The 15,147-nt window shown below is 54.1% G+C and carries 13 protein-coding genes and 1 pseudogene; 5 read left to right on the top strand and 9 right to left on the bottom strand.

The window, feature by feature from the left end; genetic code table 11:
- Positions 1-3,768 carry an autotransporter assembly complex protein TamB gene (gene tamB, locus AAIE03_RS20495; protein WP_014594712.1) on the bottom strand — a complete coding sequence of 1,256 codons (3,768 nt, stop codon included), beginning with the start codon at positions 3,766-3,768 and terminating at the stop codon, positions 1-3.
- Entirely contained in the window at positions 3,765-5,480 is a 1,716-nt protein-coding gene (gene tamA, locus AAIE03_RS20490) for an autotransporter assembly complex protein TamA (RefSeq protein WP_014594713.1), read from the bottom strand. The genes tamB and tamA overlap by 4 nt, the downstream gene beginning before the upstream one ends.
- Positions 5,481-5,643: 163 nt before the next feature.
- Between tamA and AAIE03_RS20485 the strand changes: the two genes are divergently transcribed.
- Entirely contained in the window at positions 5,644-5,811 is a 168-nt protein-coding gene (locus AAIE03_RS20485; protein WP_155676331.1) for a hypothetical protein, read from the top strand.
- 182 nt (positions 5,812-5,993) lie between these two features.
- Complete coding sequence (paeA, locus tag AAIE03_RS20480) at positions 5,994-7,313, top strand: polyamine export protein PaeA (RefSeq protein ID WP_013027381.1); 1,320 nt, start codon at positions 5,994-5,996, stop codon at positions 7,311-7,313.
- Positions 7,314-7,345: 32 nt separating this feature from the next.
- On the opposite strand, the gene AAIE03_RS20475 is transcribed toward paeA, so the two are convergent.
- Positions 7,346-7,552: a DUF1107 domain-containing protein gene (locus tag AAIE03_RS20475; RefSeq protein ID WP_003855513.1), complete on the bottom strand. Its 207-nt coding sequence runs from the start codon at positions 7,550-7,552 to the stop codon at positions 7,346-7,348.
- A 313-nt stretch (positions 7,553-7,865) separates the two neighbouring features.
- On the opposite strand from AAIE03_RS20475, the gene AAIE03_RS20470 reads away from it, so the two are divergent.
- Entirely contained in the window at positions 7,866-8,423 is a 558-nt protein-coding gene (locus tag AAIE03_RS20470) for a YtfJ family protein (RefSeq protein WP_498563171.1), read from the top strand.
- Positions 8,424-8,460: 37 nt separating this feature from the next.
- Here AAIE03_RS20470 and cysQ read toward each other — a convergent pair whose 3' ends face one another.
- Positions 8,461-9,204, bottom strand: coding sequence for a 3'(2'),5'-bisphosphate nucleotidase CysQ (cysQ, locus tag AAIE03_RS20465; protein WP_014604907.1), 744 nt, complete (start codon positions 9,202-9,204; stop codon positions 8,461-8,463).
- Positions 9,205-9,498: 294 nt separating this feature from the next.
- Here cysQ and AAIE03_RS20460 point away from each other — a divergent pair, with 294 nt between their 5' ends.
- Positions 9,499-11,439, top strand: a complete 1,941-nt coding sequence (locus tag AAIE03_RS20460) for a bifunctional 2',3'-cyclic-nucleotide 2'-phosphodiesterase/3'-nucleotidase (protein ID WP_105082821.1) — start codon at positions 9,499-9,501, stop codon at positions 11,437-11,439.
- A 36-nt stretch (positions 11,440-11,475) separates the two neighbouring features.
- On the opposite strand, the gene bamJ is transcribed toward AAIE03_RS20460, so the two are convergent.
- Positions 11,476-12,096 (bottom strand): BamJ family beta-barrel-assembly machinery protein, encoded by a 621-nt coding sequence (bamJ, locus tag AAIE03_RS20455; RefSeq protein ID WP_014604905.1) that lies wholly within the window; start codon positions 12,094-12,096, stop codon positions 11,476-11,478.
- A 220-nt stretch (positions 12,097-12,316) separates the two neighbouring features.
- On the opposite strand from bamJ, the gene AAIE03_RS20450 reads away from it, so the two are divergent.
- Positions 12,317-12,982 carry a LysM-like peptidoglycan-binding domain-containing protein gene (locus AAIE03_RS20450; RefSeq protein WP_024471140.1) on the top strand — a complete coding sequence of 222 codons (666 nt, stop codon included), beginning with the start codon at positions 12,317-12,319 and terminating at the stop codon, positions 12,980-12,982.
- A 34-nt stretch (positions 12,983-13,016) separates the two neighbouring features.
- On the opposite strand, the pseudogene AAIE03_RS20445 reads toward AAIE03_RS20450, so the two are convergent.
- The 4 genes and pseudogenes from AAIE03_RS20445 to priB form a co-directional block, all read right to left on the bottom strand.
- A pseudogene (locus AAIE03_RS20445) lies at positions 13,017-13,983 on the bottom strand (DMT family transporter).
- Between the two features lie 122 nt (positions 13,984-14,105).
- Complete coding sequence (rplI, locus tag AAIE03_RS20440) at positions 14,106-14,555, bottom strand: 50S ribosomal protein L9 (protein WP_013027389.1); 450 nt, start codon at positions 14,553-14,555, stop codon at positions 14,106-14,108.
- 38 nt (positions 14,556-14,593) lie between these two features.
- Positions 14,594-14,821 carry a 30S ribosomal protein S18 gene (gene rpsR, locus AAIE03_RS20435; RefSeq protein ID WP_000135199.1) on the bottom strand — a complete coding sequence of 76 codons (228 nt, stop codon included), beginning with the start codon at positions 14,819-14,821 and terminating at the stop codon, positions 14,594-14,596.
- A gap of 4 nt (positions 14,822-14,825) precedes the next feature.
- Positions 14,826-15,143 (bottom strand): primosomal replication protein N, encoded by a 318-nt coding sequence (gene priB, locus AAIE03_RS20430; RefSeq protein WP_013027390.1) that lies wholly within the window; start codon positions 15,141-15,143, stop codon positions 14,826-14,828.
- Between the last annotated feature and the right edge of the window lie 4 nt (positions 15,144-15,147).

Genomic DNA, 15,147 nt, shown 5'->3' with positions numbered 1-15,147 from the left:
CTAAAACTCAAACTGATAAAGCAAATCAAGAGCCTGATCCACACCGGACACGGCTTCCAAATAGAGTTTGGGCATCAGGCGGTAACGCAAGGTTAACGTTGCCAGTGAATCAAAAATGCCCACTCCGTATTTTACTTGTAGACCCGGCAGTACATAGCCGCTGACCTGCACCTGTTGACTGTCGCCAACGCCGGTGGTGTCGAGAGCAAGGTTACTTACACCGAACGTCTCGCCGATTTTACCCACAACCTGCCCACTTTGTGCAACCCCTAAGCCGACTAACGCAGAAGTTAGTGCGTTACCGTCACCGTCGCTTTTCAGTCCCTGACCCCGTAACAGGTATGAAAGGGCTTCCTGCTGTGACATCGCCGGATCGGAGAACACTTCTACTTTTGGCTCGTCTGCCAGCCCCGTGACGCGCAACCCTGCGGTGACGCCATCCTCTGTTGCATCCGGATTACGAATCGCCTCCAGGTTGAGATAAGGCTGGTCTGGCGGGCCTGCAAACTGCAGTTCACCTTTGCGTACGATCAAGTCCTGACCATAGGCATGGAAACGGCCGGATGGAATGTTGATCTGTCCGTTAAGCCCCAGTCCGGATTTATCCTGCACCATTTTCAGATCGCCATTGAGCCGGGCTTTTAGTCCAAAGGCCGACAGACGTACGTCGTTTCCGACGTGAATGGTCAGGTTACTGTTAATCGGTATTGAGGCGGTTTTAGGCTCAATCGGTTTGAGGTTCTTATCCAGCATCACCTCGTCAGAGGAGACGCCCACGGCGCTCTCTGGCACCTCTTGTACCGTGATGCGCGCCCATGGGATATCCACCCGGCCGTCAAGGTTAAAGGCGGCTGGCGTAGCCTCAAAGACCACATCCGGGGAAACGTCCATGCGCACCATGGGCGGCACGGTGACGCGAACCCGACTGCCTTTAGCGGCAACGCGCGCACGCCAGTTATCCAACTGACTCCAGTCCGCATCACCACTCAGGTTAATGTTGCCCTGTGCGGTCTGGAGCAGGCCATTCAGCGTCGAACTCATGCCGTTAAACACCATATTCAGGCTGGCACTGGTGAGATCCACCGGCATGAAGTTGCCTTTTACATTCACATCTTTGAGGCCGAGTTGACCAAAAATCTGCGGCTGCTGTGCCGTTCCTCCCAGACGCAGATTACTGTTCAGATTGCCTTTGATGCTTTCGCCCTGCATCAACGCCGGGTTGATCATTGCCAGGGAGATGTTGCGGATATTCACGTTGCCGCCCAGCGTACGGCGCTGCTGCGGATCGGTAATCTGCACATTGCCGTCCAGTTGACCGTTATTCACGATGCGAATCAGCCAGTCGAGCTGAGCCCGTCCGTCCCGCAGTGCCGCATTAACGTTAATCGTGTTAAAGGCGATGGGCAGCGTATTGCCCTGCACATCCTGCGCGACTTTCACGTTGTTACTCTTCAGCGACAGCGTGCCGACGGGCAGTTTACCCTCCGCCGTCCAGTTGACGCGGGCATCACCGCTGAACACGCCGCTCAGCTGCGTTTGATCGGTCAGGAAGGGTTTCAACATTGCCAGATCGAAGCGGTTTAACACCACGTGAGCATGACCACTGGGGCCGGCTTCAATGGGCTCTGGCACACAAAGCTGTGCATTGGGGTTTTGCCAGCAGTGGGGGCCGATCGTCGCGCTCTGTTTCTGATTAAAATAGTCAATGCTCATCGCACGCGTCAGTCGCCATTCACCCACCGGCGTGTCAAAACGCGTATTATTAAGGCTGCCTTTCCACGTCTCTGTCTGACGGTCAAAGCTGCCGTTGAGCGCAAGCTGTCCTGATACCGGCTCGCCCTGTACGTTGAGTTTGAGCTGGTGCTGCTTTTCATCACCCTCGGCATTGAGCGTCAGCAGGCTGATGTTGAGTGCATCCTGTTTTAGCTGTTCAACCCGCAATTGAAGTTTACCGGCGATCTGATCGCTGGAGCGCACGTCGCTTTTCAGGGTGATGCGGCGGACAAGCAGTTGCTGCCAGCGTAAACCCGTGGCGGTAAGATCGGCCAGCAACTGTGGCGCTTTCAGCGTACCGCGTGCTTTGATATCCCCTTTCACCACGCCGCCCAGGCCCGGAAGTGCATTATCAAGACGGGGCGCATCAACGTTGGCATCCAGGTTCAGGCTATCTGCCAGACTGCCTTTTATCTCCAGGTGATTGCGTCCCAGCGCTATTTTGATGCCGGGGATATCCCATTGGTTGTAGCTGTTGCCCCTTAAGGTCCCCTCTGCGCTGACCGCATTCTGCTTAACGTTACCTTTTAGCATCAGTTGCGGTACGCTGACCTGCCAGCTGCCGCCATACAGGCTGCCGCGCGTGGTAATGTTGCCGTTCAGCTTTGCCGGCCAGTCAGGATACTGGCGTGCGGTATTGATGCCGTCCAGCGTCAACTCACTGCGCCAGCTGATCGCTTTGCTCCAGTCCACCAGCGCTGTCAGATCAACGTTGCCCTGCAACACCGCCACACGCAGCTTATCCAGACTGAACTGCTGAACGTTGCCTTTCCCCTCCAGGGCGACCGTCGCAGGCGGCACCGACTCCCCTTTGACCGACGTACGGAGCGACATGACATAGTCAGTCGCCTTGCCGTTGAACTGGTAGTGAAGATCGTCGGCCTGATACTGAACCGGCCCGGTCAGGGGCCAGCGTAACTGCGGACTGGTCAGGTTGAGCGCCAGCGGAAGCCCAATAACGGCGGGCTGGGCGCTGGCATCGAGCTGCGCGCGCACCGGGCCTGAAAGCGTTAGCGCCAGTTTCAACTCGTCGCGCATCGCGCCTTTTACTGTCAGATTTAGCTTTTCGCCTTTCACCGGATCAACGTTCACGTCACCGTTTAGCGTCAAATCAACGGGCCAGTTGTCGGCCAGCGTCGCCTGACCGCTGCCGTTCAGCTTGCCCAGGTTTGAATCCACCGCCAGCGTTTGCAACTGCATATGCCGGTCGAGGGTTTTTGCCTTCACCTGCAATCGGCTTACCGTAATATCGGTATCCCCAGTAATCCGCAACTGCTCGCCCACAATGTCCTGTACATCAATGTCCAGCGGAAGCTGAAAGTCGGGCAGTTCAGGCAACAGCGGTTTGGCAAACATCGCCTGTAAGGTTTCGCCCAGCGGCTTCTCGTCGGGCTTCGGCTGCTGTATTTTGGGCTGCACCACCTGCTCTTTTGCCACCTGCGCCGCTTTCGGCAGCGCAATCAGCAGGCTTTGAATATGGGTGGGATTGAGCGTCAGCGCACGATCCTGCCACTGCAGGCCGGTGGTAAAATCCACCAGCGAAATAGCGGTATCATCCACTTTCACGTTTATATTGTGCAGGCCCACGTGGCGCAGAGTGATCGGATAGGGCGTGCTGAGGTTTGTCTTGCCGCTTTCTTCTTCCGGCGGCGCGGTGGAGGGCGTCATCTTTTTGCTGTCGACCACCACGCTGATATCCCTCAGCGTAAGATCGTTCACACAAACAGACGAGTGCAGCAGGCAGTTAAGATCCACGGCCAGATGGATATTGCCCGCGTTCACGCTGACGCCAGGCATCTCATAGCGCAATCCACTGAGGGTAAGATTACGCCAGCCACCGTCCACTTTGTTAATGGATAGCCCCGGCACCCAGCGCGAAGCGCCCTTCAGCACCAGATGTAATCCCGGCGTTGTACCAATCAAAAATGCCAGGCCAGCAAACAGCAGCACTAAAAAAATCAAAAAGCCAATCAGGACCTTTTTCCAGCGCGTCATAATTCAGGCCCCAATCCTACGTAAAATTGCACACCATGCTCCTCGCTGTCGCCAATAGGGCGGGCAATATCAAACTTAATGGGCCCCACGGGTGATGCCCAGCGTACGCCGATACCGGCACCGGTTTTGATATTGCTTTGGCTGATGTCATTAACGGCCTCACCGGAGTCAATAAACACCGCACCCCACCATTTGCCGCTGACGTTGTATTGATATTCCAGCGAACCGGTGGCCATTTTTGAGGCCCCGGTCAGTTTGCCGTCACTGTCACGGGGCGAAACGTTTTTGTATTTATAACCGCGAATGCTGCGATCCCCGCCGGCGAAGAAACGCAGGTCCGGCGGCACCCTGTCGAAGTCGTTGGTTTCAATCCATCCCACTGTGCCGCGCGCGATAAAGCGGTTCTTTTCGCCCAGTGTGCGGATCCAGACGTTTTGCGCCTGCAGGATCAAGAAATCGACATCCGATCCCCAGGTGGTATCGGACACATCGGCGGAATAACGCTGCGAGTCGCCCCAGGTGGGCATTAAGCCCCCGCGCGAACGGGTGCGGTTGAGACTGACGCCGGGATAGAGCAGCATCGTGGTGTTAGTGACGTTACCCTGTGTAAAGTGGTCCAGGCTCCAGCGCAGATTAAGGGCTCTTTGCCAGCCGCTGCTGCTGTCCCAGTTACGTGATACCGCCAGCGTACTGGTGTCCGCCTTGGTATCGTTGAGGTCGGTGCGCTTCAGGCCGCCCGAGAACGTGTAGTACTGCTCCAGGGGGCTTTTCAGCAAGGGGACTTTATAACTGAGATCGACCTGCTGCTCGGGGGCAGAAACATAGGCACTGGCGACCATGCTGTGACCGCGATCGTTAACCCAGGGCTTTCTCCACGTTCCTTTCAGGCGCGGTCCGACATCGGTTGAATAACCGACACCGGCTTCGATGGTGTTTTTAGCGCGGGGCGATACCACCGCATTCAAGGGCAGGACCTTGGTTTTACGTCCCTGCTTAAACTCAGGCGCAACCACAACTGACTGGAACCAGCCGGTCGCAGAAAGACGGCGGTTAAGCTCAGCCAGATCGCGCGAGCTGTAGTAATCGCCCTCTTTAAAAGGGACTAAATTTTGCAAATAGGCTTCGCGAATCTGCGAACCTTCAAAGCTGACATTGCCAAAACGATAGCGCGGGCCGCTGTTGTAATCGAGATCCCAAAAGGCTTCATGGCGCGCAACGGAAACGCCCAGCTCGCTTTTCTCAAACTCACCGTCGAAATAGCCGTTACGGAGGGCAAGGTTAGTGAAGCCGCTTTTGAATTTGTCGTACTGCCCGTGATTCAGCACCGTTCCGACTTTGGGGCGCCCCTGCGCGATCCAGTTTTTATAGTCCGCATCGTTTTTAGCCTGGCCGGTGACGATAATCGTACTGCCCGCAATTTTTACCGGCTGACCGGGCGTGACGCGGGCGATTAACACCGGACGGCCGCCCTGAGGTGGCGCGGGCCGGGATACGAAGTCGATATCCGGCTCATAATAGCCAAGCGCACGCAGCCCCTCTTTTATTGCCGCGGATACGCGGGAGCGAAAGCGGCCATCGTTGGTGACTTCATCGCTGCCAATAGTCGACAGGCGTGCCCTGACGTTTTTTTGCAGTTCTCCGGTTAGCCCTTCCAGCTGTAGTCGAACCGGCGCTGCCCCGAAGGCGGGCGCGACGAGTAGCAAACCCGCCATGCAATAAACATAAAATCGTGGCACCTGTACTCCTGTCTGTCATGCCTGCCCCATTCCACAGGGCGCGTGTTAATCCTCGTTACCGATACGATCGCGACGGCAACTCACTCATCATAGCCGCACTTTTTGCTAACTGGCAGTCTACAACGAGTTATAAGTCAAATTGAGCATTATTGTCGGCAAAACCCACTTACGTTACAACGATGTTGTTACGTCGCAGGCGCCATTGCCGTTTGTCCGCCTGACCGGGCGGTTGATGACAGGCTGCCCGATGGCCTCACAGGACGCCACCGATTGCCCTCTGGCGGCGGCATCGTCGCTGCTGCTATAATCACCCACCACAGGCATCCCGCCTGTCTTCATTTCTGCCCCGACGCTCACGCATTGTGTTAAATGGGCGCAGACATTTTTGGCACGGATAGCTCCCCTTGCGTCACCAGCACAGGGAATGACCGCCTAAACCGCACGCTGCCCAGGCCAAAAATGACAAGTGAATAACTCTTTGGATCTCATATGCTTGATAGCTTACTTGTCATTCTGCTACTGATCGTAATCAGTGCTTTTTTCTCTCTTTCGGAAATCTCGCTGGCCGCCGCCCGCAAGATTAAGCTGAAACTTCTGGCCGACGAAGGCAACATCAACGCTCAGCGCGTTTTGAAAATGCAGGAAACACCCGGCATGTTCTTTACCGTGGTGCAAATCGGCCTGAATGCCGTGGCGATCCTCGGTGGTATCGTCGGTGATGCGGCGTTTTCGCCCGCGTTTTCCAGCCTGTTTAACCGCTTTATGTCGCATGAACTTGCCGAACAGCTTAGCTTTATCTGCTCGTTTACCATCGTGACCAGCCTGTTTATTCTGTTTGCCGACCTGACCCCGAAACGCGTCGGTATGATCGCGCCCGAAACCATCGCCCTGCGCATTATCAATCCCATGCGCTTCTGCTTGCTGGTGATGCGCCCGCTGGTGTGGCTGTTCAACGGTCTGGCCAACGTCTTCTTTCGCATTTTTAAACTGCCGATGGTGCGTAAAGACGATATTACCTCTGACGATATTTATGCGGTTGTCGAAGCCGGTGCGCTGGCCGGTGTGCTGCGTAAGCAGGAGCACGAACTCATTGAGAACGTGTTTGAACTGGAGTCGCGTACCGTCCCTTCCTCCATGACCTCACGCGAAAACATTGTCTGGTTCGATCTGCACGAAGATGAAGTCAGCCTGAAAACCAAAATCGCTCAACATCCTCACTCTAAATTCCTGGTCTGTAATGGCGATATTGACCACATTGTGGGCTATGTCGACTCTAAAGAGCTCCTGCTGCGCGTGCTGGGAAATCAGAGCATGGCGCTGAACAGCGGGGTTCAGATCCGATCGGCGCTTATTGTGCCCGATACGCTGACGTTATCTGAGGCGCTGGAAAGCTTTAAGACGGCGGGTGACGATTTTGCGGTCATCATGAACGAGTACGCGCTGGTGGTGGGCATCATTACGCTCAACGACGTCATGACCACGCTGATGGGCGACCTGGTGGGCCAGGGCATGGAAGAGCAAATCGTCGCACGTGACGAAAACTCCTGGCTGGTGGAAGGCGGTACGCCGATAGATGATGTCATGCGCGTGCTGGATATTGATGATTTTCCGCAGTCAGGTAACTACGAAACCATTGGCGGCTTTATGATGTATATGCTGCGCAAAATCCCGAAGCGCACAGACTTTGTGAAGTTTGCCGGTTACAAGTTCGAAGTGGTGGATATCGACAGCTACCGAATTGACCAGCTACTTGTGACGCGGATTGATGAACGCCCGCCGATGCTGAATGTGGCAAAAACCGAAGAGTAGAAACACTAAGGGCGCCAACGGCGCCCTGTTATTTAGTTGAACTCTAGCTTGAGACGAACGACCTGGCGGTTAATTTCTGACATCACGCTCAGGTGCTGTTTGTCTTTGACCCGTGGGATCAGGACTTTACCTTTATCAAACTCGAATGCGCCAACATCCTTGATGTACAACCTTCCTTTAAACAGCGTCTTAACATATTTTGCTATCTGTAGTGGATTATAGCGCTGGAAGATTTTCATAGTGATTAACTCCTTAATTTTTAAGCACGCTTCACCGTTGCCAAATTCGGTACGGATCCATGAAGCGCGAATTCGAGATAAACTATAGAACACTCTGTTTGCTTCGCACGATAAGAAATAAATTTTTTTACCGTTCTGACACAACATTACAGAATACTCTGTTATTTACTTTTCACTATTCAGTGTAAACCTTCATTGGTTAAAGAATTGTGTTGTCGATAGCAAAGCTGACAGCTTTTTGAGACAGCCGCATCATCCCTACTTAATATGACAGTGGAATGACTAACTGGTCTGATCACTGGAGAGAATAATGATGCGTGCAACACTGGCAGCACTGGCTTTATCGTTGTTGATTCCCGTTAGCGCGCTGGCGCATAACATTGAGCTGGGCAAACGTGTGCCAGCAGTGGGCGTCAACGACAAAGGCGAGCTGATTTTACAGCAGGAAAAATTCAGTTATAAAAACTGGAACAGCGCTCAGCTGAGCGGAAAAGTCCGCGTAGTACAGCATATTGCCGGGCGCTCATCCGCGAAAGAGATGAACGCGGCGCTGGTTGAAGATATCAAGGCAGCGAAATTGCCTCACGACCGCTATCAGACCACCACCATTGTTAATACCGATGATGCCATTCCTGGCACCAGCATGTTCGTACGCAGCAGTATTCACAGTAATAAGCAGCAGTATCCCTGGTCGCAGTTTATCGTCGACAGCAATGGCAATGTGCAGCACGCCTGGCAATTACAGCAGGGCGGCTCGGCTATTGTGGTACTGGATAAAACGGGTCAGGTTAAATACGTTAAAGACGGGGCGCTCTCTCAGCAGGAGGTGCAGCAGGTGATGAGCTTATTAAAATCGCTGTTGCAGGACTGAAGGCGGGAAGCGGGAGGGCTGCGCCTCCCGCACTGGGTTAAAACAGCGAGACGCGAAAGCCGGGATTAAGAAAAGATTCACGCGGTGCATAGTCCAGTGTTCTTCCCTGCCAGTCGTGAACGTGAGCACCCGCGGCCGCGGCAACGGCATGACCCGCTCCGGTATCCCAAATATTGGTTGGCCCAAAGCGCGGATAGAGCTGTGCTTTCCCTTCTGCCACCAGGCAAAACTTCAGTGATGACCCGGTTGCCACCGTCTGATGTTCCCCCAGTTGCTTGAGGTACTCTTTCATCTCGTCGTCGTCGTTGTGCGAACGGCTCACCACCACTAACGGTGGACGCGCATCAAGCACATGAATCTGTTGTCGCTCGCCGTTCTCTTCTTTCCAGGCTTTGCCCTCTGCGGCGGAATACATCACGCCCAGCGCGGGGGCATAAACCACGCCCATTACCGGTTTGCCCTGCTCAATCAGCGCAATATTCACGGTAAATTCGCCGTTACGTTTGATAAATTCTTTGGTGCCATCCAGCGGGTCAACCAGCCAGTAACGTTGCCAGTGCTGGCGAACCTCCCAGCCGGGCGGATCTTCCTCTGATAGTACCGGAATATCTGGTGTCAGCTGTTTTAAGCCCGACACAATCACATCATGAGCGGCCAGGTCTGCCGCCGTGACAGGAGAATCATCCGCTTTGTGAGAAACGTCTGTCGGAACGGAACCGTTGTAGACCTGCATAATCGCGTCGCCTGCTTCACGCGCCAGTTGGCTTATTTGCTCTAACATTTTCCACCTCATGTATGAGAATGCTACGCGTTAACTGTCATACCCGTTGGAATACAGTCTAGCAGCTTCACGTTCATCTCTGATTTCAGGCAAACATTCTGAATCATTTTTCAGGTATATCAACATAATAGAAAAAAATGGCAACGATATCCTTTTACAAATCCTGCAACGCGTTTCGCCCGACCCCAGCGTGCGGCTGGCTCAAAACGTTATCTTCATCACGATTTAATCTGCCCTTTCATCAGAGTTTTACATTATTTTTGTAGCCTTGATCTATTAGCTTTGGGAGCGAGCATGTTTAAGGCGGGAATGATGTTACTGGCGTTGAGCGTTTCAGTTGCAGCACAGGGAGCCACCGTGGATTTACGCGTGCTGGAAACGACCGATCTGCACAGCAATATAATGGACTTCGACTACTACAAAGATACGCCCACGGAAAAATATGGTCTGGTGCGCACCGCCTCGTTAATCCATGCGGCGCGTCAGGAAGCCACCAACAGCGTTTTGGTAGACAATGGCGATCTTATTCAGGGCAGCCCGCTGGGCGACTATATGGCCGCAAAAGGGCTCAAACAGGGCGACATCCATCCTGTCTATAAAGCCATGAATACGCTTGATTACAGCGTCGGTACGTTGGGCAACCATGAGTTTAACTACGGCCTGCCGTACCTGCAAAAAGCGCTGGCTGGCGCGCGCTTCCCCTATGTGAATGCGAACGTTATCGATCTGAAAAGCGGTAAGCCTCTGTTTACGCCCTACCTGATTAAACCGACCCGCGTGACCGATCGTGAGGGTAAAACACATACCCTGCAGGTGGGCTATATCGGCTTTGTTCCGCCGCAAATTATGGTGTGGGATAAAGCCAACCTGCACGACAAGGTGCGGGTGGATGACATCACAGAAACCGCACGTCGCTATGTCCCAGAGATGCGCGCTAAAGGCGCGGATGTTGTTATAGCCCTTGCCCACTCCGGTCTGAGTAGCGAACCTTATCAGGCCATGGCTGAAAATTCTGTTTATTACCTCAGCGAGGTCGCAGGCATTGATGCCATTATGTTTGGCCATGCGCACGCCGTTTTCCCAGGCAAGGAGTTTGCACGGATTAAAGGTGCGGATATTGAGAAAGGAACCCTTAACGGTATTCCTGCGGTGATGCCGGGCATGTGGGGCGATCATCTGGGCGTGGTGGATCTGGCGCTGAGCAACGCAGGTGGCCGCTGGCACGTTACTCAAGGCACCGCACAGGCGCGCCCTGTCTATGACACCGCAAACAAGACATCGCTGGCCGCAGAGGATCCGGCACTGGTTAACGTCCTGAAAGACGATCACCATGCCACCCGCGAGTTTGTCGCTCAGCCCATCGGAAAATCCGCCGATGTGATGTACAGCTACCTGTCGCTGGTTCAGGACGATCCCACCGTACAGATTGTGAATAACGCTCAGCGCGCCTACGTGGAGCATTTTATTCAGGGCGATCCCGATCTGGCGACGCTCCCGGTGCTGTCGGCCGCTGCGCCCTTTAAAGCCGGTGGACGTAAGAACGATCCTGCCAGCTACGTGGAAGTGGAGAAAGGTGACCTGACGTTCCGCAATGCGGCGGATCTTTATCTCTATCCCAATACGCTGGTGGTGATGAAAGTGAGCGGCGAGCAGGTAAAAGAGTGGCTGGAATGCTCCGCAGGCCAGTTTAATCAGATCGATCCGACCAGCACCCGTACGCAATCCTTAATTAACTGGAATTTCCGCACCTATAACTTCGACGTGATCGACGGTGTGAGTTACCAGATTGATGTGACACAGCCGGCCCGTTATGACGAAGAGTGCCAACTGATTCATCCTGATGCCTCACGTGTTAAGGATCTTCGCTGGCAGGGGCAACCCATCGATCCTAAAGCGACCTTCCTGGTGGCGACCAATAACTACCGGGCCTACAGCGGTAAATTCGCGGGCACGGGCGACAAGTACATTGCTTTTGCCTCACCGGATGAAAACCGCGCTATCCTGGCGGCCTATATCAGCGCAGAAACCAAAAAGCAGGGTGAAGTGCGCCCTCAGGCTGACAATAACTGGCGGCTGGCGACGATCAAGGCTGCACAGCCCCTTGATATTCGCTTTGAAACCGCGCCCGGTGATAAAGCCACGCACTTTATTCAACAGCATGCGCAGTATCCAATGAAGGCAACAGGGAATGACGAGACGGGATTTGCTCTCTGGCAGGTAAATTTACAGCAGTAAGAGGGCTAAGGGCGGCATCGCGCCGCCCTTTTATCCTTACAGGATTTCCAGCAGCTCAACTTCAAAAATCAGGGTGCTGAATGGCGGGATGGACGCACCCGCACCGCGCTCGCCGTAAGCGAGGTTGTGTGGAATAACCAGTTCCCATTTGGAACCCACCGGCATCAGCGTCAGCGCTTCGATCCAGCCCGCAATCACGCCGGTAACCGGGAATTCAGCCGGTTCGCCGCGAGCGACTGAGCTGTCAAAGACGGTGCCGTCGATCAGTTTACCGGTGTAATGCACGCGTACGCGGTCCTGGCGCGATGGAATCGGACCTTCCCCCTGCGTCATCACGCTGAACTGTAAACCTGACTCGGTGCTGCTGACGCCTTCGCGCTGGGCATGGTCCTGCAGGAAAGCCTGGCCTTCTGCGGCCATCGCTTCCACGCGCTCACGACGCACGCTTTCCGCACGCTCATGCACTTCACGCAGCGCGCGATGGACCACATCAACAGGCACCGCGGGTGAGTTCCCTTCCAGCGCGTCGCGCAGGCCCGCGAGCAGTGCTTCTGGCTGCAGCCCCTGCAGACCAGACTCCAGCAGCTGCTGGCCAACCTGTAAACCAATACCGTAACTTGCTTGTGCTTCGACGCTGTCGAAAGAAGGGGTAGTCATCTTCGTTCCTTTCACTCTCGGATATAGTAAGACGGGCAGCATAGCAGCGCAGGCCGCTGGCGTAAAATCCACAGCGCCGCAGATGACTTTTGCTGGCGAAAGAGAAACAATACGCAGGTCAAATTTATCAATGCTGGCAGGCACTTCGCGTCCACATTGCCCATACTGTATAAGTGACAAGTTTTTCCTTGTCAGTGGCACTATAAGAAAGAGAGAAAATATGGGCCAGATTGCCCCTCGTCGCCGCAGGACGCACGCACTGCGTATTTTAACCCGGTTACAGGCCTGGCTGCCGCAACGAACGCGGCCGCAAGGTGCCGGAGCGGAGGAACCTGATATGCCTTCAAACGTCTCGTCTCGCCTGCCTCACTGGCTTTATCGAATCTGGCATTTCACAGACGATATCCGCTGGATGGACCCGCTGCCGGCTTTCCACCGTCGTGGGATCGTGCTCGCTTTACTCATCCTGCTGCTGGCCTTTCTCTGGCCATCCAGCACGCCACAGTATCCGGTAGAACGGCCTGTGACGCCTTCGGCAGAAAAAGAGGTGCCGATGCAGGCGGACATCTACAATAACAAACCGGCTCAATCCGCGTCTCAGCCAGAGGCAAAGGCCGATTCTCAGGGTGACTGGCATAGCTACCAGATTGCGTCCGGGCAGACGCTGGCGCAGCTGTTCCGCGACAATAATCTTCCGGTGAATGACGTCTTTGCGATGGCGCGCGTCGAAGGTAACGATCAGCCGCTCAGCACATTAAAAGAGGGCCAGCAGGTGAAAATCCGTCGGGATGCAAAAGGCGTCGTGACAGGTTTAACGCTGGATGGCGCGAACGGCCCGGTGCTGTTTACCCGCCAGCCGGACGGCAGCTTTTTACGGGTAGAATAAGCGATAACCGGTGGCTCACGTCACCGGCTGTCCGTTATCCCGCTTTTTTGATTTTATTGACCAGCACGATCCCCGAACAGACCAGCAGCAGGGCAAGCAGATACTTGATGCCCAACATATCTTCACCCAGGAAAACGGCGGAGAGCACTGTTCCCGCTACAGGCATCACGACGTTAAACGGCGCAATCATGCTGACGCGGTTATATTTTAGCAGCACGCTCTACAAGGCAACAAAGGTCACTGACGAGATCAGCGTCAGATAACCCAACACCGCCCCAGCACCGATACTGTTGATCTGCAGCGTCTCACTCGCCAGGCCACCGCCCATTACCATGACGCCCCCGCCCAGAGCCAACTGCCAGCCGGTCATCACCTTCGGATCGATAGTGTGAGAAATGCGTTTTCCCTATCGCGTGGCGGCAGAGAGGAGAAACGCGGCCAGCACCACAAAGCCGTTACCCTGCCAGACAAACTGAACATCACTCAGTCTACTTTCGATGTTGACCAGCATCACGCCGCTAAAACCCAGAAGGCAGCCAGGCGATTTGTTGTCGCTGAGCCTGTCATTTTGATAGATAAAATGCGCCAGCATGATGCTAAAAAATGTGTCCGTGGCGTTCATGATCGAACCTTTTACCCCTGTGGTAAACGCGAGCCCGATTTAGAAAAACGTGTATTGAAGGGCGGTTTGCATGCTACCCAACAGGACAAGCTGACTAAACTGGCGGGGGATAAACGGTAAACCGGTTTGCGCTGCACCAGGGCGAAAAGAAACAATATCAGCCCCGCTAACAGAAAACGATAACCGGCAAAAACCCCTTTCGAGGCAATATCGTCTGGGCGATTCGATACAGCACGTAGCCGCTTTTGATCGCGGGGTAAGAACGTCTCCGGAGCAAACAGCACCGCGTTGCGCAGGCAAAAAACCCATTTCGACGGGTGAACACGGATTCGACAGAAGGATATGCATGGACGTAGCCAATAATAAAATCGCGTTTCATTTTATATTGAACATGCCCGGAGGAGCCTGAATCTGCAAGACAGAGAAGGGAATTCTGTTACGTCGTTAAAACAAAAACGCCGACACTAGTGTCGGCGTTCAGGTGTGGCAGGTAACTAAAAATTAGCCTGCTACTACGTTCACGATCAGTTTCGCGAAGACTTCGCTGTGAACCTGGAAGTCCACTTCGTGCTCACCAGTGGTGCGCAGAACGCCGTTCGGTAAACGAACTTCGCTCTTAGCGACTTCAACGCCAGCTGCAGTGACTGCATCAGCGATGTCGCGGGTACCGATGGAACCGAACAGTTTACCTTCATCGCCTGCTTTAGACGTGATGGTAACGGTGCCCAGTGCGTTGATTTTCTCTGCGCGAGCATTAGATGCTGCCAGAACGTCAGCCAGTTTGGCTTCCAGTTCTGCACGACGTGCTTCGAAGAATTCAACGTTTTTCTTGGTAGCAGGAACAGCTTTACCCTGTGGAACCAGGAAGTTACGAGCGTAGCCCGCTTTAACATTAACCTGATCACCCAGGCTGCCCAGGTTTGCTACTTTATCAAGCAGAATAACTTGCATTACCTTATCCTCTTAAAGTCGTTAATGGACAACAGCCGTTACTGATGACGATCAGTGTACGGCAGCAGAGACAGGTAACGCGCGCGCTTGATAGCACGAGCCAGCTGACGCTGGTATTTTGCGCGAGTACCAGTGATACGGCTTGGTACAATCTTGCCGCTTTCAGTGATGTAGTTTTTCAGCGTTGCGATATCTTTATAATCGATCTCTTGAACGCCTTCCGCGGTGAAACGGCAGAACTTGCGACGACGGAAATAACGTGCCATTTGGCTAGTCTCCAGAATCTATCAATTCAATCTGCTCGGCATGTAACACCATTTTACTCTGACCATTTCGCGCCTGATGGCAGCTGATAAAGCCTTCGAGAATGAGTTGCGTGCCGACCGTTATATGTTGAGTAATCACCTGATGGGCGCTGCCGCTAATAATAACAGGCATTCGACACCAGGCTTGCCGGTGAAATCCGGCCTCCTCCTGCACCGAGTTGTGCTCAAGCACGAACTGACAGTGCGGAATTCCTGACGGGCTAATTTTACGGACTGGCGTCTTGCACACCGTGCCAGACAAGCGCAGCCGATTAACCGTCACGATG

The sequence above is a fragment of the Pantoea sp. Ae19-2 genome (genome assembly GCF_059801205.1).
This window is presented reverse-complemented; position numbering and strand designations above follow the sequence as displayed.

What these genes read in the sequence shown, in the direction of transcription:
- tamB (WP_014594712.1), bottom strand. Translation starts at nt 3,768, where the DNA reads ATGACGCGCTGGAAAAAGGTCCTGATTGGCTTTTTGATTTTTTTAGTG.
- tamA (WP_014594713.1), bottom strand. Translation starts at nt 5,480, where the DNA reads ATGGCGGGTTTGCTACTCGTCGCGCCCGCCTTCGGGGCAGCGCCGGTT.
- paeA (WP_013027381.1), top strand. Translation starts at nt 5,994, where the DNA reads ATGCTTGATAGCTTACTTGTCATTCTGCTACTGATCGTAATCAGTGCT.
- AAIE03_RS20475 (WP_003855513.1), bottom strand. Translation starts at nt 7,552, where the DNA reads ATGAAAATCTTCCAGCGCTATAATCCACTACAGATAGCAAAATATGTT.
- AAIE03_RS20470 (WP_498563171.1), top strand. Translation starts at nt 7,866, where the DNA reads ATGCGTGCAACACTGGCAGCACTGGCTTTATCGTTGTTGATTCCCGTT.
- cysQ (WP_014604907.1), bottom strand. Translation starts at nt 9,204, where the DNA reads ATGTTAGAGCAAATAAGCCAACTGGCGCGTGAAGCAGGCGACGCGATT.
- AAIE03_RS20460 (WP_105082821.1), top strand. Translation starts at nt 9,499, where the DNA reads ATGTTTAAGGCGGGAATGATGTTACTGGCGTTGAGCGTTTCAGTTGCA.
- bamJ (WP_014604905.1), bottom strand. Translation starts at nt 12,096, where the DNA reads ATGACTACCCCTTCTTTCGACAGCGTCGAAGCACAAGCAAGTTACGGT.
- AAIE03_RS20450 (WP_024471140.1), top strand. Translation starts at nt 12,317, where the DNA reads ATGGGCCAGATTGCCCCTCGTCGCCGCAGGACGCACGCACTGCGTATT.
- rplI (WP_013027389.1), bottom strand. Translation starts at nt 14,555, where the DNA reads ATGCAAGTTATTCTGCTTGATAAAGTAGCAAACCTGGGCAGCCTGGGT.
- rpsR (WP_000135199.1), bottom strand. Translation starts at nt 14,821, where the DNA reads ATGGCACGTTATTTCCGTCGTCGCAAGTTCTGCCGTTTCACCGCGGAA.